Annotated in this window: 20 protein-coding genes and 1 pseudogene; 10 read left to right on the plus strand and 11 right to left on the minus strand. The window is 72.0% G+C overall.

Annotation, left to right across the window (positions count from 1 at the left end; genetic code table 11):
* The first annotated feature begins 203 nt into the window (after positions 1-203).
* From ABZZ38_RS09990 to ABZZ38_RS10000, 3 genes are read left to right on the plus strand one after another with little or no spacing between them, the layout of a single operon-like run.
* Positions 204-1,526, plus strand: coding sequence for a uracil-xanthine permease family protein (locus tag ABZZ38_RS09990; RefSeq protein WP_356737672.1), 1,323 nt, complete (start codon positions 204-206; stop codon positions 1,524-1,526).
* On the plus strand, positions 1,523-2,911 hold the full coding sequence (locus ABZZ38_RS09995) for an amidohydrolase family protein (protein ID WP_356737674.1): 1,389 nt from the start codon (positions 1,523-1,525) through the stop codon (positions 2,909-2,911). The genes ABZZ38_RS09990 and ABZZ38_RS09995 overlap by 4 nt, the downstream gene beginning before the upstream one ends.
* On the plus strand, positions 2,908-3,618 hold the full coding sequence (locus ABZZ38_RS10000; RefSeq protein WP_356737676.1) for a sulfite exporter TauE/SafE family protein: 711 nt from the start codon (positions 2,908-2,910) through the stop codon (positions 3,616-3,618). The genes ABZZ38_RS09995 and ABZZ38_RS10000 overlap by 4 nt, the downstream gene beginning before the upstream one ends.
* On the opposite strand, the gene ABZZ38_RS10005 is transcribed toward ABZZ38_RS10000, so the two are convergent.
* Complete coding sequence (locus tag ABZZ38_RS10005; RefSeq protein WP_356737678.1) at positions 3,602-4,723, minus strand: LacI family DNA-binding transcriptional regulator; 1,122 nt, start codon at positions 4,721-4,723, stop codon at positions 3,602-3,604. The genes ABZZ38_RS10000 and ABZZ38_RS10005 overlap by 17 nt on opposite strands.
* 183 nt (positions 4,724-4,906) lie before the next feature.
* On the minus strand, positions 4,907-5,710 hold the full coding sequence (locus tag ABZZ38_RS10010) for a hypothetical protein (RefSeq protein ID WP_356737680.1): 804 nt from the start codon (positions 5,708-5,710) through the stop codon (positions 4,907-4,909).
* Positions 5,711-5,934: 224 nt separating this feature from the next.
* Here ABZZ38_RS10010 and ABZZ38_RS10015 point away from each other — a divergent pair, with 224 nt between their 5' ends.
* The gene (locus tag ABZZ38_RS10015; protein WP_356737682.1) at positions 5,935-7,155 is read left to right on the plus strand and encodes a cytochrome P450; all 1,221 of its coding nucleotides are present in this window, start codon (positions 5,935-5,937) and stop codon (positions 7,153-7,155) included.
* 251 nt (positions 7,156-7,406) lie between these two features.
* Here ABZZ38_RS10015 and ggt read toward each other — a convergent pair whose 3' ends face one another.
* The gene (gene ggt / locus ABZZ38_RS10020) at positions 7,407-9,203 is read right to left on the minus strand and encodes a gamma-glutamyltransferase (RefSeq protein ID WP_356737684.1); all 1,797 of its coding nucleotides are present in this window, start codon (positions 9,201-9,203) and stop codon (positions 7,407-7,409) included.
* A 95-nt stretch (positions 9,204-9,298) separates the two neighbouring features.
* Here ggt and ABZZ38_RS10025 point away from each other — a divergent pair, with 95 nt between their 5' ends.
* From ABZZ38_RS10025 to ABZZ38_RS10035, 3 genes are all read left to right on the plus strand, one after another.
* A complete protein-coding gene (locus ABZZ38_RS10025; RefSeq protein ID WP_356737686.1) occupies positions 9,299-10,027 on the plus strand; it encodes a hypothetical protein in 729 nt (242 codons plus the stop codon).
* Between the two features lie 153 nt (positions 10,028-10,180).
* The gene (locus ABZZ38_RS10030) at positions 10,181-11,374 is read left to right on the plus strand and encodes an Ig-like domain-containing protein (RefSeq protein ID WP_356737688.1); all 1,194 of its coding nucleotides are present in this window, start codon (positions 10,181-10,183) and stop codon (positions 11,372-11,374) included.
* 136 nt (positions 11,375-11,510) lie between these two features.
* The gene (locus tag ABZZ38_RS10035; protein WP_356737690.1) at positions 11,511-13,088 is read left to right on the plus strand and encodes an alpha/beta fold hydrolase; all 1,578 of its coding nucleotides are present in this window, start codon (positions 11,511-11,513) and stop codon (positions 13,086-13,088) included.
* 36 nt (positions 13,089-13,124) lie between these two features.
* Here the strand turns inward: ABZZ38_RS10035 and ABZZ38_RS10040 are convergent, their stop codons facing one another.
* From ABZZ38_RS10040 to pcaC, 8 genes are all read right to left on the minus strand, one after another.
* Positions 13,125-13,979, minus strand: coding sequence for an amino acid ABC transporter permease (locus ABZZ38_RS10040; RefSeq protein ID WP_356737692.1), 855 nt, complete (start codon positions 13,977-13,979; stop codon positions 13,125-13,127).
* On the minus strand, positions 13,976-14,620 hold the full coding sequence (locus ABZZ38_RS10045) for an amino acid ABC transporter permease (protein ID WP_356737694.1): 645 nt from the start codon (positions 14,618-14,620) through the stop codon (positions 13,976-13,978). The genes ABZZ38_RS10040 and ABZZ38_RS10045 overlap by 4 nt, the downstream gene beginning before the upstream one ends.
* A gap of 10 nt (positions 14,621-14,630) precedes the next feature.
* Positions 14,631-15,545, minus strand: coding sequence for a glutamate ABC transporter substrate-binding protein (locus ABZZ38_RS10050; protein ID WP_356737696.1), 915 nt, complete (start codon positions 15,543-15,545; stop codon positions 14,631-14,633).
* A gap of 17 nt (positions 15,546-15,562) precedes the next feature.
* Positions 15,563-16,306: an amino acid ABC transporter ATP-binding protein gene (locus ABZZ38_RS10055; RefSeq protein WP_356737698.1), complete on the minus strand. Its 744-nt coding sequence runs from the start codon at positions 16,304-16,306 to the stop codon at positions 15,563-15,565.
* Positions 16,307-16,545: 239 nt separating this feature from the next.
* Positions 16,546-16,989, minus strand: coding sequence for a DUF6278 family protein (locus ABZZ38_RS10060; protein WP_356737700.1), 444 nt, complete (start codon positions 16,987-16,989; stop codon positions 16,546-16,548).
* Positions 16,990-17,061: 72 nt separating this feature from the next.
* Complete coding sequence (locus ABZZ38_RS10065; RefSeq protein WP_356737702.1) at positions 17,062-17,841, minus strand: exodeoxyribonuclease III; 780 nt, start codon at positions 17,839-17,841, stop codon at positions 17,062-17,064.
* Positions 17,842-17,871: 30 nt separating this feature from the next.
* Positions 17,872-18,516 carry an MBL fold metallo-hydrolase gene (locus ABZZ38_RS10070; RefSeq protein WP_356737704.1) on the minus strand — a complete coding sequence of 215 codons (645 nt, stop codon included), beginning with the start codon at positions 18,514-18,516 and terminating at the stop codon, positions 17,872-17,874.
* Between the two features lie 27 nt (positions 18,517-18,543).
* Positions 18,544-19,986 carry a 4-carboxymuconolactone decarboxylase gene (pcaC, locus tag ABZZ38_RS10075; RefSeq protein ID WP_356737706.1) on the minus strand — a complete coding sequence of 481 codons (1,443 nt, stop codon included), beginning with the start codon at positions 19,984-19,986 and terminating at the stop codon, positions 18,544-18,546.
* A gap of 819 nt (positions 19,987-20,805) precedes the next feature.
* On the opposite strand from pcaC, the gene ABZZ38_RS10080 reads away from it, so the two are divergent.
* The 3 genes and pseudogenes from ABZZ38_RS10080 to ABZZ38_RS10090 all read left to right on the plus strand — a co-directional run bounded on the left by ABZZ38_RS10080 (position 20,806) and on the right by ABZZ38_RS10090 (position 24,487).
* Positions 20,806-22,020, plus strand: coding sequence for a helix-turn-helix transcriptional regulator (locus ABZZ38_RS10080; RefSeq protein WP_356737708.1), 1,215 nt, complete (start codon positions 20,806-20,808; stop codon positions 22,018-22,020).
* Between the two features lie 125 nt (positions 22,021-22,145).
* A pseudogene (locus tag ABZZ38_RS10085) lies at positions 22,146-22,554 on the plus strand (ATP-binding protein).
* Positions 22,555-22,918: 364 nt separating this feature from the next.
* Positions 22,919-24,487: a molybdopterin-dependent oxidoreductase gene (locus ABZZ38_RS10090; RefSeq protein ID WP_356737710.1), complete on the plus strand. Its 1,569-nt coding sequence runs from the start codon at positions 22,919-22,921 to the stop codon at positions 24,485-24,487.
* The last annotated feature ends 109 nt before the right edge of the window (positions 24,488-24,596 follow it).

Raw genomic sequence — 24,596 nt, forward strand, 5'->3', positions numbered from 1 at the left:
CCCGCATCCCGTCCCCTTCCGAGCACAGCCCCGGACCCAGCCCCCAGCCCAGCCCCGGGACCGGTCCTGAGCCCAGCCCCGAAGCCGGTCCCGAACCGACGTCCGAACCCGCTGCCGAGTCCCGGCCCGGGTCCGCGTCGGTGCCCGCCCCGTCCGCGCCCCCAGCCGCATCCGCAGCCCCGCCGCAGTCGGCGTCCCACCCCGTGGACGAGTCCCGTCCCCTCGGCAGGATCCTGCTGTTCGGCGTACAGCACGTGCTCGTGATGGCCGCGACACCCATCTCGGCGATCTTCCTGATGAGCGCGACGCTCCGGCTCGACCCCGGGCTGACGGTCGGTCTGCTCTCCGCCGCCTTCGTCTTGTCCGGGATCGGCTCCCTCATCCAGTCGCTCGGGCCATGGGCGTTCGGGCCCCGGCTGCCGTTCGTCATGCTGCCGGGCGGGGCGCCGCTCATCCTGTTCCTGGCCATCGCCGAGCAGCACGGTCTGCCCACCGCCACCGGCGCGGTCATCATCACCGCCGCGTTCTACTTCGTCGTACTGCCGGTCTTCTCACGGCTGCTCGCGTTCTTCCCCGCCCTCGTCATCGGCACGATGATCGTGATCGTCGGCGTGAACCTGGTGAAGGTCGGCGCGGTGCTCGTCACCGGGCGGCCCGGCGACCCCGGCTTCGCCGACCCCGCCAACCTCGTCCTCGGCCTGGCGACGATCGGTTTCACCGTCGCCTTCTACCGTCTGTTCACCGGTGTGCTGCGGCAGCTGGCCGTCATGCTCGGTCTGATCGCCGGTACGGTGCTCGCCTTCCTCCTCGGCGGTGTCGACCTCGGCCGGGCGGCCGAGGGCGGACTGGTGAGCCTGCCGCAGGCGCTGCCCTTCGGCTCGCCCGTGTTCAACCTGGTCGCCGCGCTGCCCCTGATGCTCTACAGCCTCGCCTCCATGGCGGAGGCCACCGGCCAGACCGTGATCAACGCGGAGGCGGTGGGCAAGGAGATCGACAAGCGCGCCGACGTGCCGAAGACCATCCGGGGCGACGCGGTCACCTCCCTGCTCGGTGGCTTCTTCGGCATGCCCCTGATGGTGACGAGCGGCGAGAACATCGGCATCGTGCGGGTCACCGGCGTGCGCAGCCGGTTCGTCACCGCCGCCGCGGGCGTGGTCCTGATCCTGATCGGCCTGCTGGCGCCCGTGACCCGGGCGATCAGCGTGATCCCGGCGGCCGTCGTCGGCGGCACCGCCATGGTGGTCTTCGCCGTGATCACGGTGCTGGGTGTGCAGATGCTGGGCCGGGCCGCGCTGGACCGGCACACCAACACCTTCATCTGCGCCGTCGCCCTCGCCCTCGGCCTGCTGCCGATCCTCATCCCCGGTGTGTACGGCGGCTTCCCGCCCACCGCCCGGATCCTCCTGGAGAGCGGTGTCGCCGTCGGCGCCTTCGTCGCCGTCGTGCTGAACGTCCTGTTCCACCACGTCCGGCTGCCCCGGACCCGTACCTGTCCCCCTGCCGGACCTGCCGGAAGTGACCGATGACCCAGCTCACCCCCGACCGCCTGCTCGCCGACACCGGGGACGGACTGCTCCTCGCGCCCGACGCCGTCCTCACGCCCGACGGGCTGATGGACCATCACGCGGTCGTCGTCGCCGACGACACCTTCCTCGCCGTCGGACCCGCGCGGCGGCTGGAGCGGACGTATCCGCTTCTGCGCTCCGTCCGGTTGCCCGGGCACGTCCTGCTCCCCGGCTTCGTCGACGCGCACCACCACCTCACGCAGAGCTTCGGCGCCGCCCTCGCCTTCGGGGAGCCGTCGGAGATCTTCCGCCGTGTGTGGGTGCCCCTCGAAGGGGCCCTGGACGAGGAGGCGGTGTACGTGGCGGCGAAGCTGGCCGCCCTGGAGTCGCTGCGCGGCGGCTTCACCACCGTGGCGGAGGCGGGCACCCGGGCCCCGGTGGACGTCGAACTGGTGGCCGCCGCCACGCGTGACGCGGGCATCCGCTGCGTACTCGGCCTCGTCTGCAACGACACCGACGCCGATACGGGGACGACGCTCGCAGCCGCCGAGAAGCACCTCGTCCGGTACGCCACGGAGGAACTGGTCCACCCGTCCCTCGCCGTCTCCGTCCCGGAGGCCGCGACGGCGCACACCCTGCGCCGTACGGCCCGGCTGGCCGCCGAAGCGGGCGCGGTCGTCCAGATCCACGTCAACGAGCATCTGGCCGCCGTGGAACGGTCCCTGGTCCGGCACGGGCTGCGCCCCCTGGAGTACCTGCACGACATCGGTGCCCTCGGGCCGCAGCTGCTGGCCGCGCACGCCACCCTGGTGACGCCCCGCGAGGTCACGCTCCTCGCCGACAGCGGGGCGGCGGTCAGCTACAACCCCGTCGCCAGCGCCTGGAAGGGCAACGCCGTCGCCCCGGCGACCGCCATGGCGGAGCGCGGCATCCGGTTCGGGCTCGGCACGGACGGCACGCGGGGTGACGCGTTCCGGCTGGCGGAGGCCGCCGAGTTCGCCCAGCGCCTCGCCTACGGCCTGGCCACCGGCGACTCGTCCTGCGGCGCCGGCTGGACCTGGCTGGACCGGGCCGCGCGGGGCGGCGCGGACGCCGTCGGCCTCGGGGCCCGCACGGGCACGGTCACCGAAGGTGCGGCGGCCGACTTCCTGCTGGTCGACGTCGCGACGCCGGAGCTGCGGCTCTCCTGGGACCTGCCGTGGGAGCTGGTACGGCGCGGCAACCGCGACCAGCTCAGCGCCGTGTTCGTGGGCGGCCGGCTGCGGTTGTGGCGCGGGTGGCCGACCACCTGGGACGGGCCCGCGCTGGTGCGGCGGGCGGCCGAGCTGGCCCAGGAAGTGCTGCTCCGGGCGCCCGTGACCCGCGTCCACCCCACGTCCGCCGACGCGTGGGCGGCGCGGCCGTGAGCACGGAGACACTCATCGTGCTCGCCGTCACGGTGACCGTCGCCGCGTTCGTCCAGGGCGCCAGTGGGCTGGGCTTCGCGCTGATCGTCGCGCCGGTCGCCGGGCTGCTCGACCCGGGCCTGGTGCCGGTGTTCGTCCTGGCGTCGATGATCCCGCTCAACCTGTACGTCGCGTGGCGCGAGCGGGCCTCGCTCGACCTGCGCGGCGCGCGCTGGATCACGGCGGCGCGGCTGGCGGCGACACCGGCGGGGCTGGCGCTGCTGTGGGTGATCCCGGACCGGCGGCTCGGTCTGTTCGTCGGCGTGGCGACCGTACTGGCGGCTGTGGTGAGCCTGGCCGCGCCCGCCTTCTCCCCCGGCCGCGGCGCGTACGTCGGGGCCGGGGTGGTCACCGGGCTGACGGAGACGGCGACGGGGGTGGGCGGACCGCCGCTCGCGCTGGTGTACCAGCACCGGCCGCCGGCGGAGCTGCGGGCGACGGTCGCCGTGTGCTTCCTCGTCGGTGAAGTGGCGTCGCTGACGCTGCTGTTCGCGACGGGGCGCGGCTCCGGCGCCCAGCTGGGGTGGGCGGCCGCGCTGCTGCCCGCGCTGGCCGCCGGGGCGTGGCTGAGCCGACTGGTGCACCACCGGTTCGACGCGCGCCGGATGCGGCTGTTCGTGCTGGTCTTCGCGCTCGTCTCCGGAACGGTGCTCATTCTGGGGGCGTAGCCCCGGGCATCGCCGGCGCGGCGCCCGCGCACCCCCCGGCTTCCGTCGCACCCATCGCTCGCGCGCCCCCCGCCGGGGCCCGCAGCGACGAGGCGCGGGCCACGACGCGAGGTGCGGGCGCCGTGGCCACGGGCGGCACGGTGGACTCGCCGCGCAACCGGTCGAGCAGGAGCTCCACGGCGTCCGCGGCGGCCCGGTCCAGGTGGAGGTCGACGGCGGTGAGCGGCGGCTCGCAGGTGCGGGCGCGCAGCCCGTCGTACCGCGTGACGACCATGACGTCGTCCGGGGTGCGGCGTCCGCTGTCCCGGATCGCCCGCACGGCGCCGACCGCGAAGACGTCCACGAGCGCGCACACCGCGTCGATGCCGGGGTGGGCCGCCAGCAGGGCCGCGCAGGTGTCGTACCCGGCCTGTTCGCCGCCCTGCTCGGGCGCCGTCGCGACCAGCGGCTCCCAGCCGTGCTCGGCGGCGGCGCGTTCGTACGCGGCGCGGGCGTCGACGGCGGAGTGCCGCGCCCCCGCGCCGATGATCAGTGCGGGGCGGCGGGCGCCCTGCTCGCGCAGATGGGCGAGGAGCAGGTCGGCGACGAGACCGCCGCGCAGGTCGACGTAGGGGGCGTCGTCGCCGTACGCGACCGGCCGGCCGAGCGCCACGTACGGCAGGCCGCGTTCCCGCAGCTGCGCCACGGCCACGTCGTCCTCGTCGGGCTCGACGACGATCGCGCCGTCGATGTCCACCGAGTACAGCGCCGAGCCGGACCGCACGGGCGGGACGAGGACGAGGGCGTAGCCGTGGACGAGGGCCCGCTCGGCCGCCGCGGCGGCGACCTCCATGTAGAACCCGAGCCGGGAGGGCCCGCCGGCCACCGCGAACGGCATCGACGAGGCCAGGGCGATGGCCTTCGCCTCCCCGCGCCGCAGCCGCTGCGCCCGCAGGTTCGGCCGGTACCCGAGCTCCGCGGCGACCTTCTTGATGCGTTCGCGGGTGCGGGGGTCGACCTTGCCGAGCCCGTTCAGGGCGTGCGAGACGGTCGTCCGTGACACCGAGGCGGCCTTGGCCACGTCGGCGATCGTCGGCGGCCGGGCACCGGTACCGGAAGGGGGCATCTGTGTGCGGCTCCTCACTCCACTGTGCTGCTGCCCCCATCTTCCCCGACCGCCCCCGGCCGCCGGAAGGCACGGCGGAGAGCACGGCGGGAAGGCACGGCGGAGGGCCGGGCGGGAGCGGCTGCTCCTGCCCGGCCCTCCTACCGGTCGCGCCGGTCCTGCCGGTCGCGCCGTGTCACCGTCTCACGGGCAACTGGCGATGGTGCTGCGCGCGCGGTCCGGGGAGGCGTGCTCGACCTTGCACGCGTCGACGTCGAGGCCGCCGTCGACGACGCCCCAGCCCGGTCCGGCGGACAGGACCCCGTTGTTGGTGCCGCGGATCGTGTCGACGCCCGGGCCGCCCTGGATGGTGCCGCCGGCCTCCGGGCCGACGCCCTTGGCCTCGATGAGGTCGTTCTCCGAGCCGCCGAGCACCCGGCCGCCGAAGTCGATGACGCCGCTGGTGATGTGGTCGGAGCCGTCGTTGCCGAACACCTGGCCGCCGCCGCGCGCGTAGTCGCCCGGCGCGCCGTGGACGCTGCCCACGGTGATGCGGTCGTCGCCCATGTCGCCGTAGACGGTGGCGCCGTGGTCCGCCGTACCGCGCACGGTCGGGACGATGATGGTGTCCGCCCCGGTGTTGCCGCGGATGGTCGACGATCCGTGGCGCGGCATCAGGTGGCTGGTCTGGATGGTGTCGTCACCGTCACCCCCGAGGATCTGGGAGTCGATGATGAGGCCCTTCACCCGGATGTTGTCATCACCTCCCGCGCCCCAGATGGTGATGTTCTCGATGTCGTTCTCACACTCGATCTTGTCGTCGTAGCGGGTGCCGTAGACGCGGTCACCGGGCTCCACCGTCCTGCCGTTGACCGTGCACTGGTGGCTGGGGAGCGCGCTGTGCGCGTCCTCCGCGTGGGCGGGGACCGTCGTCAGACACGTGACGATGACCGAGGCGGCGAACGTACCGCGCACGGCGGCGCGGGTCCTGCGGGAAGTACTGGGCATCCTGGATCTCCTGTGGCTGCTCTTGCCGACGGCTCGTCCTTCCCCGCCCGCGGCAGCCGTGCCACGGTGATCCAACACACTGTCACCCATTCATACGGTCAAGTGTGTTTATTTTTCATTTCGTCCATCCGGGGGTAGCCGGCCGGCCCGGGCGTCGCGTTCCGGGCGGGTCGGGAACACATGGCCGTGGCCGTGAACGGACCCACCGGAAAGCGAGCATCGGGATGACACAAGCAACCACGGCGGAGACACCGCCCGCACGTTTCTGGGCGATCGACGACCTGCCCGGTCTGGCCTTCGATCCGCTGCTCGAAGAGCTGCTGCGGGACGAGCCGGTGGCGCGCGTCCGGCTGCCCTACGGGGACGGCGAGGCGTGGCTCGTGACGCGCTACGAGGACGTGAAGGCCGTGACGTCGGACCCTCGGCTGAGCCGCAGGGCGCTGGTCGAGCGCAAGGCCAAGGCGACCGGCATGACCGCTCACCAGATCGCGTCGCACGCGGGCTTCAACTACGTCGACCCGCCGGACCACTCCCGGCTGCGGAAGGTCGTCGCCAGGGCGTTCACCGTCCAGGGCATGAAGCGGCTGCGCCCGCTGGCGCAGCAGACCGCTGACCGTCTGCTCGACGAGGTGGAGCGGCACGGTCCGCCGGCGGACCTCATGGCGCTGTTCCACGGGCCCTTCCCGCTGTCGGTGGTGAGCGACCTCATCGGCGTGCCCGAGGAGGACCGGCCCCGGCTGGCCGGCTGGCCCGACCTGATCATGTCGACCGGTCCCGGCCCGGAGCGCAGCCGCCAGGTGAAGGCGGAGCTGACCGCGTACATCAATGAGCTTCTGGAGCGGCGGCGGCGCGAGCCCCGCGAGGACCTGGCGACCGTGCTCGCGGAGGCCCTGGACCGCGGGGAGCTCAACGAGGAAGAGGCCATCTCCGTCACCACGGCGATCCAGGTCAGCGGCGCCCACGCCGTGCGCAACAACAGCGCGAACATGGTGTACGCGCTGCTCACGCACCCCCTCCACCTGGAGCGGCTGCGCGCCGAGCCGGAGCTGCTGCCCCGGGCGGTGGACGAGCTGCTGCGGTTCATCCCGCACCGCAACGGCGTGGGCCTGCCGCGCGTCGCGACGGAGGACATCGAGGTCGGCGGGGTCCTGATCCGCGCGGGCGAGGTCGTCTACGCCTCGTACCTCGCGGCGAACCGGGACCCCGAGGTGTTCGAGGACCCCGACGCGCTCGACTTCGACCGGACCGAGCTCGGTCACGTGGCCTTCGGGCACGGGCCGCACCACTGCATGGGCGCGCAGCTGACCCGGATGGAGTCCGAGGTGATGCTGTCCAGTCTGCTGAACCGCTTCCCCGGGCTGCGGCTCGCGGTGGCGCCGAAGGACATGGTGTGGCAGAGCAAGGGCCTGATCCGGGGCCCGCAGACACTGCCGGTCGCCTGGTGACGGTGTGACACCCGCTCACGCCGGCCACGGGAACGTCCCGGACCGCGGTCCTCGCCCGATGTGACCGTCCCCCGCGACCACGGCCCTCGCCGGACGCGACGGTCCACCCGGGCCACGGCGCCCGCCGGACGTGACGGCCCACCCGGGCCACGGTCCTCGCCGGACGTGACCGGTTGGGGCGGCCCCGTACCCGCCGCCGCGCGGGCACCCGCGCGGCGGCAGGTACCGCCCGGCCGTTCCCCTCGGCGTGCCTACGGCGCCGGGCGGACCACCATCGCCGAGCCGCCGCCGCGGCGGGTCTTCTCCGCCGCGGCCAGCCAGCGGCCGTCCGGCAGGCGCTGGATGCCGGTCGCCGCGCCGATCTCCGGGTTCCGGCGGAAGGCGTGGCCCAGGGCGCGCAGCTCGTCCCGCAGCGGGCTGTTGTAGAGCCCCGGTTCGAGTTCGGTGGTCGCCTGGTTGCGCTGGCTCGCGCGCGGGGCCGCGATGGCGTCGACCAGGGGCAGGTCACGGTCGAGCACGCCCGTGAGGGTCTGCAGGACGGTGGTGATGATGGTGGCGCCGCCCGGGGAGCCCAGGGCGAGGACCGGCCGGGCGTCGTCGTCCAGGACGATCGTCGGGGACATGGAGGAGCGGGGCCGCTTGCCGGGGCCCGGCAGGTTCGGGTCGTGGACGGCGGGGTTCGCCGGGGCGAAGGAGAAGTCGGTCAGCTCGTTGTTGAGCAGGAAGCCCCGCCCCGGCACGGTGATGCCGCTGCCGCCCGTCTGCTCGATGGTCAGCGTGTAGGCGACGACGTTGCCCCACTTGTCGGACGTGGTCAGGTGCGTGGTGTTCTCGCCCTCGTACGTCGTCGGGGCGGCCTTCCCGCCCGTCGCGCACCGCCGCGGATGGCGCGGGTCACCCGGGGCGAGGGGGCTGGTCAGCGCGGCGTCGTCACGGATCAGGCACGCGCGCGAGTCGGCGAACCGCTGCGACAGCAGCCCCTTGAGCGGTACGTCCTCGAACTCCGGGTCGCCGACCCACCGCCCCCGGTCGGCGAACGCGATCCGGCTCGCCTCGATGAAACGGTGCAGGTACTGGGTCCGGCTGAGCTCCGACAGGTCGGTCCGCTCCAGGATGTTCAGCGCCTCGCCCACGGTCGTGCCACCGGACGAGGACGGCGCCATGCCGTAGACGTCCAGGCCCCGGTAGGAGACCTTCGTCGGCCGCCGCCGCTCCGTCTCGTACTCCGCGAGGTCGCGTTCCGTCAGGTCCCCCGGGCGGACGTTCCGGGTGGCGCCCTCGCGCACCGGCGGGTTCCGCACCGTCCGGACGATGTCACGGGCCAGTTCACCCCGGTACAGCGCCCCGGTCCCGTGGCGGCCCAGCTTCTCGTACGTGCGCGCCAGGTCCGGGTTCTTGAGGACCGAGCCGACGGCGGGAAGTTCACCGCCGGGCAGGAAGAGTTCGGCCGAGGCGGGGAAGTCCCGGAACCGCGCCTCGTTGGCGGCGGTCTGCGCGCGGAAGGTGGCGTCGACGGTGAAGCCGTCCCGGGCGAGCCGTTCGGCGGGCTTGAGCAGGTCCCGCAGTGACTTGCTGCCCCACGCGTCGAGCGCCGCGTCCCAGGTGGCGGGGGTGCCGGGCGTGCCGATACCGAGCCCGCTGGTCATGGCCTCGTCGAAGGGGATGGGTGTGCCGTTCTCCAGGAACAGCGACGCGTCGGCGGAGAGCGGCGCGGTCTCGCGCCCGTCGATGGTGTGCACCTTGCGGGTCTTGGCGTCGTAGTGGACGAAGTAGCCGCCACCGCCGATGCCCGCCGAGTAGGGCTCGGTGACGCCGAGCGCCGCGGCCGTCGCCACCGCCGCGTCCACGGCGTTGCCGCCGCGCCGAAGCACCTCGATGCCCGCGGCCGAGGCGTCCGGGTCCACGCTCGCGACCGCTCCGCCGTGGCCGACCGCCATCGGCGTCTTGACGGGTGTGGTGCGTTCCGTCGGCGGCGCCGCGGCTCCCACCGACAGGACCGTGGCGGTGACCGCGGCGAAGGAGAGCTTCCGTACTGTGGTGCGACGCATCCGTACCTCCAGTCAACGACCGTCCGGTGAGCCTAACTTCAGAGGGGGCACCTCGCCAGGACCGCACCGGCACGGCACCGCTACCATGCGCGCCCATGTATGAAGACCTGCTCAACATCGTGCTCGGGGTGATGGCCACCGGAGTGAGCGCGGCACTCGGCTGGCTGGCCCGCACCGCGCTGTGGCGCCGCAAGCTCCGCCGCAGGCAGGTCTTCTTCGGACTGCCGGGCAACGCCGAGTGCCTGCTCGTCGTGAACCGGGAGGCGGGCGGGGACGGCGCGGTCCACCGCTTCGACGTCTTCGCCCTGCTGGAACTCTCGGCGCTGATCAAGGACTGCGGCGCGCACGCGCGGATCGTGCAGCACGACGTGGCGCAGCAGGGTTTCGGCGAGCGTACGGAATTCTGCCTCGGCGGTCCGTACTCGAACAGGCGGATGGAGGCGCATCTGGCGACCCTGCTGCCGGGTGTTTTCGTCAACACGGACGTGGAGCCGGTCGAGGAGCGCGGGGCGTTCGTGATCGGCTCCGAGCGCTACGCCATGGAGCCGGGCGTGTCGGAGTACGTGCTCCTCGCGCGCCTCACCGCCGGGGAGGGCGGGCGGCCGGTGTTCCTCTTCTGCGGGCAGCGGGCCATCACCAATCAGGCGGCCACGCGCTATCTGGTCCGCCATCACGAGCGGCTGGCACGGGAGCACGGCCGGGACGGTTCCTTCGTGCTGCTGCTGAAGGTAATCAACTCGCAGGCGTACGGCCCCGACGTCGTCGAGCTGGTCGCGGATGTGACGCGTCCCGCGCGGAACCCCGCCGCGCCTGAGGCGGCGTGACGCGTCGATCTCGGTGGATCCCTGTGGGGCCCTATCGGGCTCTGTCGGACATGTCACACCCGGCAGGGGCGGGAAATTTCCGATTTCCGGCAACCCGCCCGCTCCGATCCCCCTCTCACAGCGGGACGAGAGATCGCATCGGAGGTTTTCCAGTTGAGCCGCACACGCCCGCGCAGCCCGTTCCGCAGCACCGCCCTGGCCGGTACGGCGGTGATCGCCGCGGCTGCCCTGACCGGGTGCTCGGGTGGTTCCGGGACCGCGAACGCCGACCAGAAGGGCGGCGAGGGCACCAGGCCCGAGACGCGGATCTCGCTGAACCTGTCCGGCAAGCAGGCGAAGGCCGGTGAGCCGGTCCGCGTCACCCTCGCCGAGGGCACCCTGAAGCAGGTCACCGTCACCGACTCCCGGGGCGCGCGGCTCGCCGGGACGGTGTCCGGTGACGGGCGGACGTGGACGTCGGCGCGGAAGGCCGCGCCGGGGACGAGCTACACGGTCGAGGCGCGGGACGCGGGCGGCGGGAGCGCCACGGCGGGGTTCACGACCGCCGCGCCGGAGAAGGTGAACAAGCTGACGCTGGCCCCCGGCAAGAACACCACGGTCGGCATCGGCCAGCCGCTGTCGGTCGTCTTCGACCACCCGGTGAAGAACAAGGCGGAGGTGGAGAAGCACCTGAGGGTGACGACCTCGAACAACACGGTCGGTTCGTGGGGCTGGATGCAGGACTGGTCGGGCAAGGACCGCGTCGACTGGCGGCCCAGGCAGTACTGGCAGCCGGGTACCAAGGTGACGCTGAAGGCGGAGCTGAACGGGGTCGACACGGGCGCGGCGGGCGGCTGGTTCGTGCGCGACTACACGACCACGTTCACCGTCGGCGGGAACCAGGTGGTCAAGGTGGACCTCGACAACCACCGGCTGAAGCTGCTGCGGGACGGTGCGGAGGTGCGGGACATACCGATGTCCGGTGGCACGCCGGGGGGCGACAAGGCGTCCTGGCGGGGGAAGACGGTGCTGATGTCGAAGGAGGGCACGATCAACATGCGCTCCGAGACGGTCGGGCTGGGAGACGCGTACGACAAGATGGTCGACTATTCGATGCGGCTGACCTGGTCGGGGATGTACGCGCACGCGGCCCCGTGGAACGCCGCATACCTCGGGAACGCCAACCGCAGCTCCGGCTGCATCGGCATGAGCGACGCCGATGCCCGCTGGGTGTACGAACAGGTGCGGGTGGGCGACCCGTTCGAGGTGACGGGCGACGACGCCAAGGGCACGCAGGCGCTGAACAACGGCTACGGCGAGTGGAACGTGTCATGGGCCGACTGGCAGGCGAAAAGCGCCCTGCGTTGATTCCCACGCGGGGCGCGGGACGCTACTGACGCCGCGTCCAATAATCGTTACCGGCGTGTAACTTACCGACGGGTTACTTCCGGTAAGTCGCCCGTGGTTACCTTCGGTTCACCCTTCAAGGAATCGGGAGTGAACTGTGGGAGAGCCGCGCACAGTCCTGCGTACGACGACGACCGGCGCCGTCTCGGCCGCCCTGCTGGCGGGGACGGCCCTCGGCCTCGCACCGGCGGCCACGGCCACGGCCGCCGATCCGCCCGGTATACGGTTCGTCGACATCGCCGGGGACGGCGGCACCGTGCTCAAGGCCAACGTCGTCACCCCGGCGGGCGCCGAGGACGGCCGCCGCTTCCCGGTGATTGTGCTGCCGACCAGCTGGTCCATGCCCCAGATCGAGTACCTGGCCCAGGCGCGGAAGCTCGCCGACGCGGGCTATGTGGTGGTCAGCTACAACTCCCGCGGCTTCTGGCAGTCCGGCGGGTACATCGAGGTCGCCGGCCCGCCGGACGTCGCCGACGCCTCCAAAGTCATCGACTGGGCGCTCGCGCACACACCCGCCGACCCGCAGCGCGTCGGCATGGCGGGCGTCAGCTACGGCGCCGGCATCAGCCTGCTCGCCGCCGCGCACGACAAGCGCATCAAGGCCGTCGTGGCGATGAGCGGCTGGGCCGACCTCATCGACTCCATCTACAGCGGGCGCACCCAGCACCTCCAGGCCGCCGCGATGCTCGGCGGAACCGGCTTGCTCACCGGCCGTCCGAGCCCCGAACTCCAGCAGACGCTCGCGGACTTCCTCGCCTCCAACCTCGACAAGGAGCAGGAGATGATCGCGTGGGGGGCCAAGCGCTCCCCCGCCTTCAAGCTGGAGCAGATCAACGCCAACGGCGCCGCCGTCATGCTCGGCAACGCCTGGGGCGACACCATCTTCCCGCCCAACCAGTACGCCTCCTTCTACGAGAAGCTCACGGGCCCCAAGCGCCTGGAGCTGCGCCCCGGAGACCACGCCACCGCCGAGGCCACCGGTCTGCTCGGCCTGCCCAACGACACCTGGACCAACGCCCACCGCTGGTTCGACCACCACCTCAAGGGCGTCGACAACGGCATCGACCGCGAGCAGCCGGTCCAGCTCAAGTCCCGCTCCACCGGCGGTTACGAGGGCTACCCCGACTGGAAGTCGGTCGGCGCGACCGAGCGCAAGATCGCCCTGGCCGGGTCGCAGCAGGTGTACGCGAACGTCGACTCGGGCGCCAACGGCGGCATCATCATGCTGTCCAACGCCCTCGACCAGTTCCTCAAGCTGCCCCCGATGGCGTCCATCCCGCTGCTGCCGCGCTCCTTCGCGGCCGTCTGGCAGTCCGAGCGGTACGACACGGCCCAGCGCGTCCGGGGCACGGCGAAGCTGCACACCACGGTGACCGCCACGAAGCCGAGCGGCACCCTCGTCGCGTACCTCTACGACGTGGGACCGCTCGGCGTCGGCAAGCTGGTCAGCACCGCGCCGTACACCTTCCACGACAAGACGCCCGGCGAGCCGTTCACCGTGGACCTGGAGCTGTTCTCCACGGCGTACGACGTCCCGGCCGGGCACCGTCTCGCGCTGGTCGTCGACACCGTGGACCCGCTCTACATCGAGCACAACCCGACCGGCGCGCGGCTGACCTTCTCCTCGCCGCCGGCCGACCCGTCCTACGTGTCGGTCCCGCTGCGCGAGGAGTGATCTCCGGCCGCTGCCGGGCGGGCATGGCCCTGCCTGCTACTGCTCTCTCGGCAGCAGCGTTCCTGGTTCGGCCGGCGCGACGTCCACGGCCTCCGTCCTGGGACTGCGGCGCTGCCTCCTGGCCACCCACGTGGCGAACCAGGAGAGCAGCATGCACATCCCGATGTAGATCGGCGAGATCACCATCACCACGGGGATGAAGGGCAGATCGTAGTCGAGGTTGGACGCGATGAGCTTGCCCGCGTGGAGGAACTCCTCGTAGGCGATGAGGAAACCGAGCGAGGTGTCCTTCAGGGCGACCACCAACTGGCTGATGATCGCGGGCAGCATCGCGCGCACGCCCTGCGGCACCAGGACGTGCAGCATCACCTGCGTCTTGCGCATGCCCAGCGAGTACGCGGCCTCCCGCTGCCCGCGCTCGACGGAGTTGACGCCCGTACGGAACACCTCGGCGAGCACCGAGCCGTTGTACAGCGTCAGCCCCGCGACCAGCGCGGGCAGCGGGTGCACCCGGAGGGCCACGAAGATGAAGAAGATCATCACCAGGACGGGCATGGCGCGGAAGAACTCCACGACCAGGGTGGCGGCCCAGCGCAGGACGCGGTGCTCCGAGAGGCGGCCGGTGGCGAGGACGGCGCCGAGCGCGAGCGAGAGCACCGAGGCGTACGCGAACGCCTTGAGGGTGTTGCCCAGGCCGCGCAGCAGCAGCTCCTGGATCCCCTCGTACGCGAAGGGGTTCCACTTGGCCGCGGTGAACTGCTCGGTGTCGAAGAGGAGGTACAGCACCCAGCCGAGCGCGGCCAGGATCGCGAGGGCCGCCAGGATGCCGTAGGCCAGCTGTCGCTGCCGGGCCTTCGGTCCGGGGACGTCGTAGAGGACGGTGGTCGTCATCGGGCGACTCCCCAGCGCTGCTCCAGCACGTGGAAGAGCGCGCTGATGGTGAGGGTGATGATCAGGTATCCCACGGCGATCCAGATGAAGGACCAGATGATGCTGTGGCCGAGCTCGTTGAGGGTGCGGTAGGTGCCGAGGAGCTCGGTGACGCTGAACGCGCCGGCGATGGCGGAGTTCTTGGCGAGGGCGATGAGGGTGGAGCCCACGGGCGGGATGACCGCGCGGAACGCCTGCGGCAGCAAGATGGTGCCCAGCGTCTGGGTGAAGGTCATGCCCAGGCTGCGGGCGGCCTCGCCCTGGCCCGTCGGCACGGTGTTGATGCCGGAGCGCAGCGCCTCGCAGATGAAGGCGGAGGTGTAGCAGCCGAGCGCGATGACGGCGAAGACCGTGAAGGGCAGGACGAACCCGAAGCGCGGCAGGCCCAGCAGAACGGCGAAGAACAGCAGGGTGAGCGGGGTGTTGCGCAGGACCGTCACCCAGGCCGTGCCGAAGGCCCGCAGCGACCCGACGGGCGCTACGCGGAACGCCGCCATGACGAAGCCCAGCGCGAGGGCGAGGAGCGAGGAGTAGACGGTGAGCTCGACGGTGCCGAGGAAGCCCTCGCCGTAGAGCGACCAGTTGTCTGTCAGTACGTCCATGGCTGCCTCCTCAGCTCGCCGGATAGCGGTCGACGGCGGGCGGCCTCGGAGCGGGTACGCCGGACAGGCCGAGGGTCGCGTCGTACGCCTTCTTCCAGTTGCCGTTCTTCTCGTTGGCCTCGATGGCGTCGTCGACGGCGAGGCGCAGGGCGTTGTCGGGGCGCGGGACGCCGATGCCGTACGGCTCCTCGGAGAAGGGCTTGCCGGCCACCTTCAGCTCGTCGGGGACCTTGGCCGCGTATCCCATCAGGATCGTGTCGTCGGTGGTGACGGCGTCGACCTGGTAGGTGAGCAGGTTGTCCACGCAGACGGAGTACGTGTCGTAGGCGACGAGGTCGGCCTCGGGGTACTCCTCGGCGATGCGCTGGTACGGGGTGGAGCCGGCGGCCGAGCAGACGCGCTTGCCGGCCAGGTCCCGGGGGCCCTTGATGTCGTTCTCGTCGGTGCGGACGAGGAGGGACTGGCCGGCCCGGTAGTAGGGGCCGGCGAAGCCGACGAGCCTCTTGCGGTTGTCGTTGATGGTGTAGGTGCCGACGTAGTAGTCGATCTGGCCGTTCTGCAGGGCGGTCTCGCGGTTGGCGGAGGCGATGGTCCTGAACTCGGTCGTGGCGGGGTCGAAGCCCAGGGAGGCCGCCGTCATCCTGGCGATCTCGATGTCGAAGCCGGAGTACCGGCCGGTGGCAGGGTCCTTCTCCCCCATGTACGGCTGGTCCTCCTTGACGCCGACGATCAGGCGGCCGCGGCGCTCGGCGCGGTTCCAGGTCGGGGAGTCGGGCAGCCGGAAGGCGGTCGCCACCCGGTAGACGGGCAGGTCGTCGGGTTGCGGGCCCTTGACGGGCGGGCTGCCGTCCTTGCCGCAGGCGGCGGCCAGGGCCAGCGCGAGGGCGAGGGCGGCCAGGGATCGTGTGGTGTGCGTACGCGTCATCGGTCCGGACGCCCCCGTCAGTGCTTGAGGATCTTGGAGAGGAAGTCCTTGGCGCGCTCGCTGCGCGGGGCGGTGAAGAACTCCTCGGGGGCGCGGTCCTCGACGATCCGGCCGTCGGCCATGAAGACGACGCGGTTGGCGGCCGAGCGGGCGAAGCCCATCTCGTGGGTGACGACGACCATGGTCATGCCGTCGCGGGCGAGCTGCCGCATGACTTCCAGGACCTCGTTGATCATCTCGGGGTCGAGGGCGGAGGTCGGCTCGTCGAACAGCATGACCTTGGGGTCCATGGCGAGGGCGCGGGCGATGGCCACGCGCTGCTGCTGGCCTCCGGACAGCTGCGCTGGGTACTTCTCGGCCTGGCCGGCGAGACCGACCCGGTCCAGCAGCTCCCGGGAGCGCCGGTCGGCGTCGTCCCGCCCGTGCTTGCGGACCTTTATCGGGGCGAGGGAGATGTTCTCCAGCACGGTCTTGTGGGCGAAGAGGTTGAACGACTGGAAGACCATGCCGACGTCGGCGCGCAGCCCGGCCAGCGCCTTGCCCTCGTCGGGGAGCGTCTTCCCGTCGAGGGTGATCGTGCCCGACTCGATGGTCTCCAGCCGGTTGATGGTCCGGCACAGGGTCGACTTGCCCGATCCGGACGGGCCGATGACGACCACCACCTCTCCGCGGCCGACGGTGAGACTGATGTCCTGCAGGACGTGCAACTGCCCGAAGTACTTGTTGACGTCCCGCAGCTCGATCAACGGATCGACGGCCATGCGCTGCCCTGCCCCTTGCTCGCTGTGACGAGGTCAGCGCAAACTATCCAGCGCCAAAAGGGACTTCATACCCCCGACACGCATAAAGGCGGCATAAGCCGTATTTACCGCCTAGGGGTGTCTTCACCGTGGCGCCACCCGCCCGCCGGTCGGCCCGGCGGCGGATGGGGGTACCTTCCGGCGGTAGCCGGGCGGGGGACCTCCCGGGCGCGGCCCGGGCCCGATCCGTACGGCGCGGCCTACGCCTCGGCGGCCTCCGCGTACACCTGGGAGAGTTCGGGCGAGCCGCTCATCGCCCAGTCCAGGCCCGCCTCCACGACATGGAGTTCACGGCCCGAGGCGAGCCGGACCACGGGGTGACCGCCCGGCATCAGCTGCCAGGACGCGCCGGGGACGGTCCGCACGATCACCGTGCCGAGGTACAGCCCGGCGTCGTTGCCCAGCCAGGGCAGCTCCTCGGGGTCGTCGCGCCAGCGCGGCGGAAGCTGGTCGATGAGCTCCAGGGAGCGCGGGGTGTCGTCCAGCCGCACCCCCAACTCCTGAACCCTGGCGCGCAGCAGCTCGCACTCGGCGAGCATGTCGGCCACACCCTCGCGGTCGCTCTCGACCTCGCTCCGGGCGGCGGAGCCGGCGTGCCCGCCGCCGTGCCGCTTGCGCCAGGCCTCCAGGAAAGGGATGTTCATACCGCCCAGCGTCGCACTGCCGGGGCTCACCGCACCACAGGGCGCACCAGGCGGGTGTTCCTGACCGGGGCCCTACACGTCGAGGTCGACGACGACCGGCGCGTGGTCCGAGGCGCCCTTGCCCTTGCGCTCCTCGCGGTCGACGTAGGAGTCCTTGACCGCTTCGGCGAACGGCTTGTTGCCGTACACCAGGTCGATGCGCATGCCGCGGTTCTTGGGGAAGGACAGCTGGCGGTAGTCCCAGTACGTGAACGGGTGGTCGTACTTCAGCGGGCGCGGCACCACATCGGTCAGCCCGGTCTCGCGCAACCCGGCGAGGGCGGCCCGCTCGGGGGCGGTGACGTGCGTGGAGCCCTCGAACGCCGCGGCGTCGAAGACGTCGTCGTCGGTGGGCGCGATGTTGAAGTCGCCCAGGACGGCGAACGGGCGCGGGCCCGCCGCGTCCTCGGCGACCGCCGCCCGGAGCGCCTCCAGCCAGCGCAGCTTGTAGGCGTAGTGGTCGTGGGCGACCTCGCGGCCGTTCGGCACGTACACCGACCAGACGCGGACCGGGCCGCAGGTGCCGGAGATGGCGCGCGGCTCGGCCACGCCCTCGTACTCCGGGCCGCCGGGCAGGCCGTGGACGACGTCCTGGAGGCCGGCCCGGGAGATCAGTGCCACGCCGTTCCACCGGCCGGTGGCGTGCACCGACGACTCGTAGCCCAGCTCGCGCAGCTCGTCGGTGGGGAACTGCTCCGCGGCGCACTTGGTCTCCTGGATGCACAGCACGTCGGTGCCGCTGCTCTCCAGCCAGGCCAGCAGCCGCGGCAGGCGGGCGGTGATCGAATTGACGTTCCAGGTGGCGATGCGCATGCCGGCAAGCCTAATGGGGGCCACCGACAATCAGAGGTCGGTGGAGTCCCCCGGGGTCAGCCGGCCGTGGGCCGTGCCGCCCAGGCCGCCGATCTGGCGGTCGTAGATCGGCCGGGCGAGGTCGGTGAGCAGGGCGTCGTGGATGTCGATGGCGCGCTCGGGGGCGACCTCGCGTACGTAGTCGATGACCTCGGAGATCTTGTTCCAGGGGGCCATGACGGGGAGCAGCAGGGTCTCCACCGGCCGACCGGGCACCGTGAGCGCGTCGCCGGGGTGGAAGACGGACCCGTCGACCAGGAAGCCGATGTTGGTGATCCGGGGGATGTCCGGGTGGATCACGGCGTGCAGCTCGCCGTGCACCTGGACGTCGAAGCCGGCCGCGGTGAAGGTGTCGCCGTCTCCGACGGTGTGGACCCGCCCGGGGAAGGCCGCCGAGAGCTGCTCCGCCACGCTGCGCAGCGTCCAGATCTCGACGGCCGGATCGGCCTCCAGGGCGCCGCGGAGGCGTCCCTCGTCGAAGTGGTCGGGGTGCTCGTGGGTGACGAGGACCGCGTCGGCGCCGAGCACCGCGTCGTGTTCGCTGAACCCGCCGGGGTCGATGACGAGGGTCCGCCCGTCCTTCTCCAGCCGGACGCAGGCGTGGGTCTTCTTGGTCAGCTTCAGCTTGGGCGTCATAAGGGCATCCTCCTACCGGAGACGGCGCTATGCCTGGGGGGTGGTCTCCTCGCGGATCACCTGCTGCGCGACCTTGAAGGCCGAGTTGGCCGCCGGGACGCCGCAGTAGATGGCGGTCTGGAGGAGCACTTCCATGATCTCCGCGGGTGAGAGGCCGTTGCGCAGGGCGGCGCGGGTGTGGAAGGCGAGCTCGTCCAGGTGGCCGCCGGCGACGAGGGCGGTGAGGGTGACGACGCTGCGTGTGCGGCGGTCGAGGCCGTCGCGGGTCCACACCTCGCCCCAGGCGTAGCGGGTGATGAGTTCCTGGAAGTCGCGGGTGAAGTCGTCGGCGGAGGCCGTGGCGCGGTCCACGTGCGCGTCGCCGAGGACCGCTCGGCGCACCTTCATTCCCGCGTCGTACGGGTCGGGGCGCCCGGCCGGGGCCGGTTCGGGCACGACGGGGTGCGGGACCTGCGCGGGAGCGACCGGGGGCGCGGGTGCGGCGGGGGCGGGCGCCACGAGCGGCGCGGCGTGGGGGGCCGGGGCGGGCGGGGCCGGAGCGGGCGCGGTGGGGGTGGGCGCGGTGGGGGTGGGCGCGGTGGGGGTGGGCACGGCGTGCGGGGCCTGGGCGGGTGCGGCCTGGGCGGCGAGCGCCGGCATCACGGGCGACGGTGCGATGGCCGCCATGCCCGTCATCGAGTCGGACACGGCCTGCCACGAGGTCGAGAAGTGGTGGACGAGCAGATCGGTGACGGCGCCGGGCTGCTCGACGGGCGCCAGGTGGGAGGCGCCGGGCACCACCGCGAGGCGGGAGTCGGGGATGCCGGCGACCAGCGTGCGCGCCTCGGCGGGCCCGGTGACGCGGTCCTCGGAGCCGACCAGGACCAGGGTGGGGACGCCGACGCGGCCGAGATCGGCGCGTACGTCGAAGGCGGCGAGTGCCTCGCAGCCTGCGACGTAGCAGGCGGGGTCGGTCGTGCGGACCATCTGCACGGCCCACTCGACGATGGCGGGCTGGGCGGCGGCGAAGCCGGGCGTGAACCAGCGCTCGGGCGCGGTGCGGGCCATCGGGTCGAGGCCGTTGGTGCGCACGATCACGCCGCGCCGGCGGAACTCGTCGGCGGTGCCGAAGCGGGGCGAGGCGGCGACGAGCGCGAGGGAGGCCAGGCGGTGCGGGGCGCGCAGCGCCAGGTCGATGCCGATGGCGCCACCGATGGAGCAGCCCACGTAGCCGAAGCGCTGGACGCCGAGCCGGTCGAGGGTGACGAGCAGGCGGTCGGTCAGCTCGGAGACGGCCGCCGCGGGGTCGGCGGGGGCGCCGCCGTGGCCGGGCAGGTCGAAGCGGATGACCCGCCACTGGCGGGTGAGCTCGGGTATCTGCCGGTCCCACATGTGCCAGGTGGTGCCAAGGGAGGGTCCCATGATCAGGACCGGGGCGTCTTCCGGCCCGTCAAAGCGGTATTGCAGCGTATCGATCTTGGCTTCGCTCACGGGTTCACACCTTCATCTATCACGATCTGTCACACGCCCTCTGCGAGACCTCCCCATGCCTCCGCTGCTGGAAGCAGGTCCGCCACGTCCGGCTTCGCGTACCACTTCTTCGTCGTCTTCACGCTGGTGTGCCCGGCCCACATGGCGAGCGGGTGATCCGGCACACCGTGTTGGCGAGGTACGCCAGGCAAGACGCCCGAGCATCGTACAGACGGACCCCGCGAAGGCCGTTTTCGTCCATGATCTTGTAGGCCCGCACCCGGAGCTGCCGACCGTGCAGTGCGGCGCCCAGTTCGTCCACGAGCACGTACCCGCCGCTCTCGTACCCTTCGCCTGCGTGGCCCGGAACGCCTTCAGCGCTTCACCTACGAGAGCCGGGAGGGCGTTGCCCATCAGCGTCCGCGTTTTGGCGATGCTGAGCGTGGCCGCGCCCAGGTCGGTGTCCGCCCAACGCAGGCCGCAGACCTCCGCCGGGCGGAGCCCCATCAGGGAGAGCAGCAGCGGCGCGTACAGGCGGTCCCCCTTCATCGCCGTGATGAAGGTGCCCACCTCCGTGGCGTTCCACGGCTGGACGACCGCCTTCGTCCCTGCATCTCCGTGCCCACATCGCCCGACTCGAAGACCGCGAACTGGCCACCAGCGTGCTGGAGTGGCCAGAGCCGCACCAGAACGCGGCAGCAGCTCGGATGGCGCTCGACGCGCTTCAGGACCGGCTGAGCCGCCATCTCCGAGGGCTCTACGCGGACGGCTCTGCATAGCGCTGCTGCGGGCGGCGCCATCAGCGCTCTCTCCCAGTCGTGGCGGGCGTACCGTGGCAACGTGGCGAACGAAGATCTGGGACGGACCTTGCGCCGCTTGCGCCGTCCGGCCTCCCTGACGCAAGAAGAGCTAGCCGATCGCTCCGATGTGTCCGTTGATGTGATCCGTCACCTTGAACAGGGAGGGAAGCATTCGGCACGTCTCCCCACGCTGCACGCGTTGGCGAACGGTCTCGGCGTGGAGCTGACCACGCTTCTGGGCGACCCGCCTGCCGTGTCCTCCACAGGGGAGAACGATGGACCGCGCTTCGTGGCGGTGCGCCGCGCCATCATGCCAGCGCTCTGGGGACCGGAGCCGGAGCCGCCAGGGCCCGACTTCTTGTTGGACCGCCTGCGAGAGCAGATCGCGGACGGCTGGACGCAGTACCACTCCGCCGAGTTCGACGCGGTGATGAAGGCACTGCCGGACCTGATCTCGGATGCGCGCGCCGCCACGGCCTCGAAAAACGACGACGACCGCAGGGCTGGTTTCGCGGCTCTGGGCAAAGCACTTCAGCTCGCCGGACATGTCGCCGTGCGGATGGGAAAGACGGATCTCGCTCTCATCAGCCTGGAGCGCGCGACAGACGCTGCGGGACAGTCCTCCGATCCGCTGCTTCTGCCGATGATCGTCAACTCCACGGCGTGGACCTACCAGCGGCAAGGACGCCTGGAAGACGCACTGAGCATCGCACTCCGTGCCGCCGACGACATGGCGAACGCGGGCCATTCCGACACGGCCGACGGCCTTAAGGTGTGGGGCGCGCTGACCATGAGCGCCGCCACGTCGGCCGCACGGAGCGGCGACTACGAGCGCGCGGCAGCGATGATGGAGACGGCGGAGAAGGAAGCCGCCCGCGTCGCAAAGCTGCCCGACGGCGGCGACAACCGCATGGTCAGTGTCTTCAGCCCGTCGTCGGTCCGCATCGAACGCGTCCGGCTCGCAGTCCAATACGGACACCCACACGACGCCTTGGCCCTGGCCAAGGGGATGCGGCTGAGCAAGGACACGCCGCCGTCCTGGCGGACGTGGCTTCTGCTGGACGTGGCCCGCGCCCACACGGACATCGGGGACGCGGCCGGAGCGGTGAAGACCCTGGAGTCCCTGCGCCGTGTAGCACCGACGTGGATGCAGCACCACACGTTGGCCGTGGCCATCGTGCGTGACCTCTGGGCCCTCCCCAACCATCCGCCGGGGCTTCGGCCGTTGGCGGAGTTCCTGGGGGTCAGCGAATAGCGTGGTGAAAGTGGGACGTTGCGCCCCTGTCAGCGTCCCTGGCGTGTCGCTTACATGAGCGGACAGCGCCCCGGCGGCCGTGCGACCGGCCCCGGGGCTTGCCCGATCTGAGAGAGCAGACCGACATGCCGCAACCTACAACGCGGGCCCGCACGACCGGACATCCCGGGTACAGCCAGACCTTGCCGCGCGTGCCCAAGAGCGCGGCGAGCGCCCGGCGCCTGGTGCACGTCGCACTGGCCGTCCGGGGTATGGACGACCTGGCCGAGGACGGTGCCCTGATCATTTCCGAGTTGGTGTCCAACGCCGTCCGCTCGGCGGGAGTCCATCCGGGTCGTCGTCGACCGCCCCGGAGCGGCGTGCGTGCGTATCGGAGTCGTGGACTTTTCGCGGGTGCCGCCGATGCGCCGAGAGCCCGAAGGCGAGCACGGGCACGGTCTGCTGCTGGTGGCAGCGCTGGCCGAGGACTGGGGCACCGACCCGCTGCCGTGGGGGAAACGGGTGTGGGCGGAGCTGCACGGGAAGGACCGCTGATGAGCACGCGTGCGGTGGCCCGGCATGAGACGTGGACTCCGGAGCCGGACCGGGAGCCGGCCGCCGGACCGCCCCGGGCTTCCACCAGGGCGCCCCGCCCACCGGGCCAGGACGTGCTCCGGCACGCCACCGGCCCCGGGGTGCGCCCAGCACGACGCGCGTGCATCGTACAAGCGGACCCGCCGCAGCGCGTTCTCGGCCTCGTCCGGGGTCGACGTCGGCCCAGCACAGGCCGCAGGCCCCGCCGGAGGCACCCAGCAGAGAGGCGGCCTGCGGGCTGCGGCCCGGTCACGGCGGCGCATGGCCGGCCGCAGCCACCGGCAGTCGGCCCAATCCCTCCGCCGTCCGGCTCCGAAGAGGACGTGTGACTGCTTCCGAAAACCTCTGGTTCCGCCGGCTGCTTGCCGGGCTGAGCGGACTGCTCGCCGGGTACGCGGCGCTCGCGGTGGCCGAACTCGCCGCCGCCGCCGTTCGTCCCGAGGCGGGTCCGGTCACGGCAGTGGGTGGAGCGGCCATCGACCGTACCCCCGCGCCGGTGAAGGACTGGGCGATCCGCACCTTCGGCGAGAGCGACAAGCTGGTCCTGCAACTGGGCATTGTCGCCGTCCTCACGGCCCTCGCCGTGGTGCTGGGTCTTCTGGCGCTGCGCCGCCGGCGGACGGGCGCGGCCGGGGTGCTGCTGTTCGGCGTGGTGGGAGCCGTGGCCGCCATGAGTCGGCCGGACTCCGACTCCTTCGTCGACGGGGTGCCGTCCCTGGCGGGGGCGCTCGCCGGAGCCGCCCTCCTCTACTGGCTGACCGGCCGGCTCATCGCTCCCACGCGCGCGAAGGTGCCTGAGGAGGGTTTCGACCGGCGCGCCTTCCTGATCGCTGCGAGCGCCGCCGCCGTGGCGTCCACCGGCGCCGGTGTTCTGGGCCGGACGCTGGGCGCGTCGCGTGGGCGCGACGCCGCGTCCTCCCGGGCGGCCGTCGTTCTGCCCCGGCCGGACTCGCCTGCCGCACCGGTGCCCGGGGGCGCGCAGCTGCGCGTCGCCGGTGTCAGCCGGTTCATCACTCCCAACAAGGACTTCTACCGTGTCGACACCGCCCTGGTGGTGCCCACGGTGGATGCCGGGCGCTGGCGGCTGCGCATCCACGGCCGGGGGGTACGCAGGCCTCTCGAGCTCACTTTCCAGGACCTGCTCGACCGGGAGCTGGTCGAGCGGGACATCACGCTCGCCTGCGTCTCCAACGAGGTCGGTGGCCCGTACGTGGGCAATGCCCGCTGGATCGGCGTACGCCTGGCTGACGTGCTGGCCGATGCCGGCGTGCGGGCGCCGTCCGAGGGCGGCCCGGCCGATCAGCTGGTGGCCCGGTCCGTGGACGGCATGACGCTCGGCTCCCCGGTCGAGGACGTGATGGACGGGCGCGACGCGTTGCTCGCCGTCGGGATGAACGGCGAGCCTCTGCCCTTCGACCACGGCTTTCCGGTCCGCATGGTGGTGCCCGGCCTGTACGGCTACGTCTCGGCGTGCAAGTGGATCGAGGACATCGAGCTCACCACGTTCGACGCCTACGACCCGTACTGGGTCAAGCGCGAGTGGGCCCGCGAGGCACCCATCAAGACCCAGGCCCGCATCGACACACCCAAGCCGTTCGCCCGCCCGGCCGCCGGGACGGTCATGGTCGCCGGCGTCGCCTGGGCCCAGCACCGGGGCATCGACCGCGTCGAGGTACGCGTCGACGACGGCCCGTGGCAGCAGGCCGACCTTGCCGCCGAGGACACGATCGACACCTGGCGCCAGTGGTCCTTCCCCTGGAAGGCCACCCCGGGAAGCCACACCCTGACCGTCCGCGCCACCGACCGAACCGGACGGACGCAGACTGAGAAACGCGCCCGCACGATCCCTGACGGGGCGAGCGGATGGCATTCGGTGGTGGTCACCGTGGACTGATGGCATCGGACGAACGGTCGGCCGTCCCGGCAAGGGACCGCAGTTGGAGCACGGTTCGGCGCCCCCTGAGAACCCCCTCCATTCGGATGACGGCGCGCGGCTGACCAGT

The organism is Streptomyces sp. NPDC006368 (assembly GCF_040612535.1).
Lineage (GTDB): Bacteria > Actinomycetota > Actinomycetes > Streptomycetales > Streptomycetaceae > Streptomyces.

Bases quoted from the DNA above. Each gene is read 5' to 3' on its own strand.
- ABZZ38_RS09995 (WP_356737674.1), top strand. From the start codon at position 1,523: ATGACCCAGCTCACCCCCGACCGCCTGCTCGCCGACACCGGGGACGGA.
- ABZZ38_RS10005 (WP_356737678.1), bottom strand. From the start codon at position 4,723: ATGCCCCCTTCCGGTACCGGTGCCCGGCCGCCGACGATCGCCGACGTG.
- ABZZ38_RS10010 (WP_356737680.1), bottom strand. From the start codon at position 5,710: ATGCCCAGTACTTCCCGCAGGACCCGCGCCGCCGTGCGCGGTACGTTC.
- ABZZ38_RS10015 (WP_356737682.1), top strand. From the start codon at position 5,935: ATGACACAAGCAACCACGGCGGAGACACCGCCCGCACGTTTCTGGGCG.
- ggt (WP_356737684.1), bottom strand. From the start codon at position 9,203: ATGCGTCGCACCACAGTACGGAAGCTCTCCTTCGCCGCGGTCACCGCC.
- ABZZ38_RS10025 (WP_356737686.1), top strand. From the start codon at position 9,299: ATGTATGAAGACCTGCTCAACATCGTGCTCGGGGTGATGGCCACCGGA.
- ABZZ38_RS10040 (WP_356737692.1), bottom strand. From the start codon at position 13,979: ATGACGACCACCGTCCTCTACGACGTCCCCGGACCGAAGGCCCGGCAG.
- ABZZ38_RS10045 (WP_356737694.1), bottom strand. From the start codon at position 14,620: ATGGACGTACTGACAGACAACTGGTCGCTCTACGGCGAGGGCTTCCTC.
- ABZZ38_RS10050 (WP_356737696.1), bottom strand. From the start codon at position 15,545: ATGACGCGTACGCACACCACACGATCCCTGGCCGCCCTCGCCCTCGCG.
- ABZZ38_RS10055 (WP_356737698.1), bottom strand. From the start codon at position 16,306: ATGGCCGTCGATCCGTTGATCGAGCTGCGGGACGTCAACAAGTACTTC.
- ABZZ38_RS10060 (WP_356737700.1), bottom strand. From the start codon at position 16,989: ATGAACATCCCTTTCCTGGAGGCCTGGCGCAAGCGGCACGGCGGCGGG.
- ABZZ38_RS10065 (WP_356737702.1), bottom strand. From the start codon at position 17,841: ATGCGCATCGCCACCTGGAACGTCAATTCGATCACCGCCCGCCTGCCG.
- ABZZ38_RS10070 (WP_356737704.1), bottom strand. From the start codon at position 18,516: ATGACGCCCAAGCTGAAGCTGACCAAGAAGACCCACGCCTGCGTCCGG.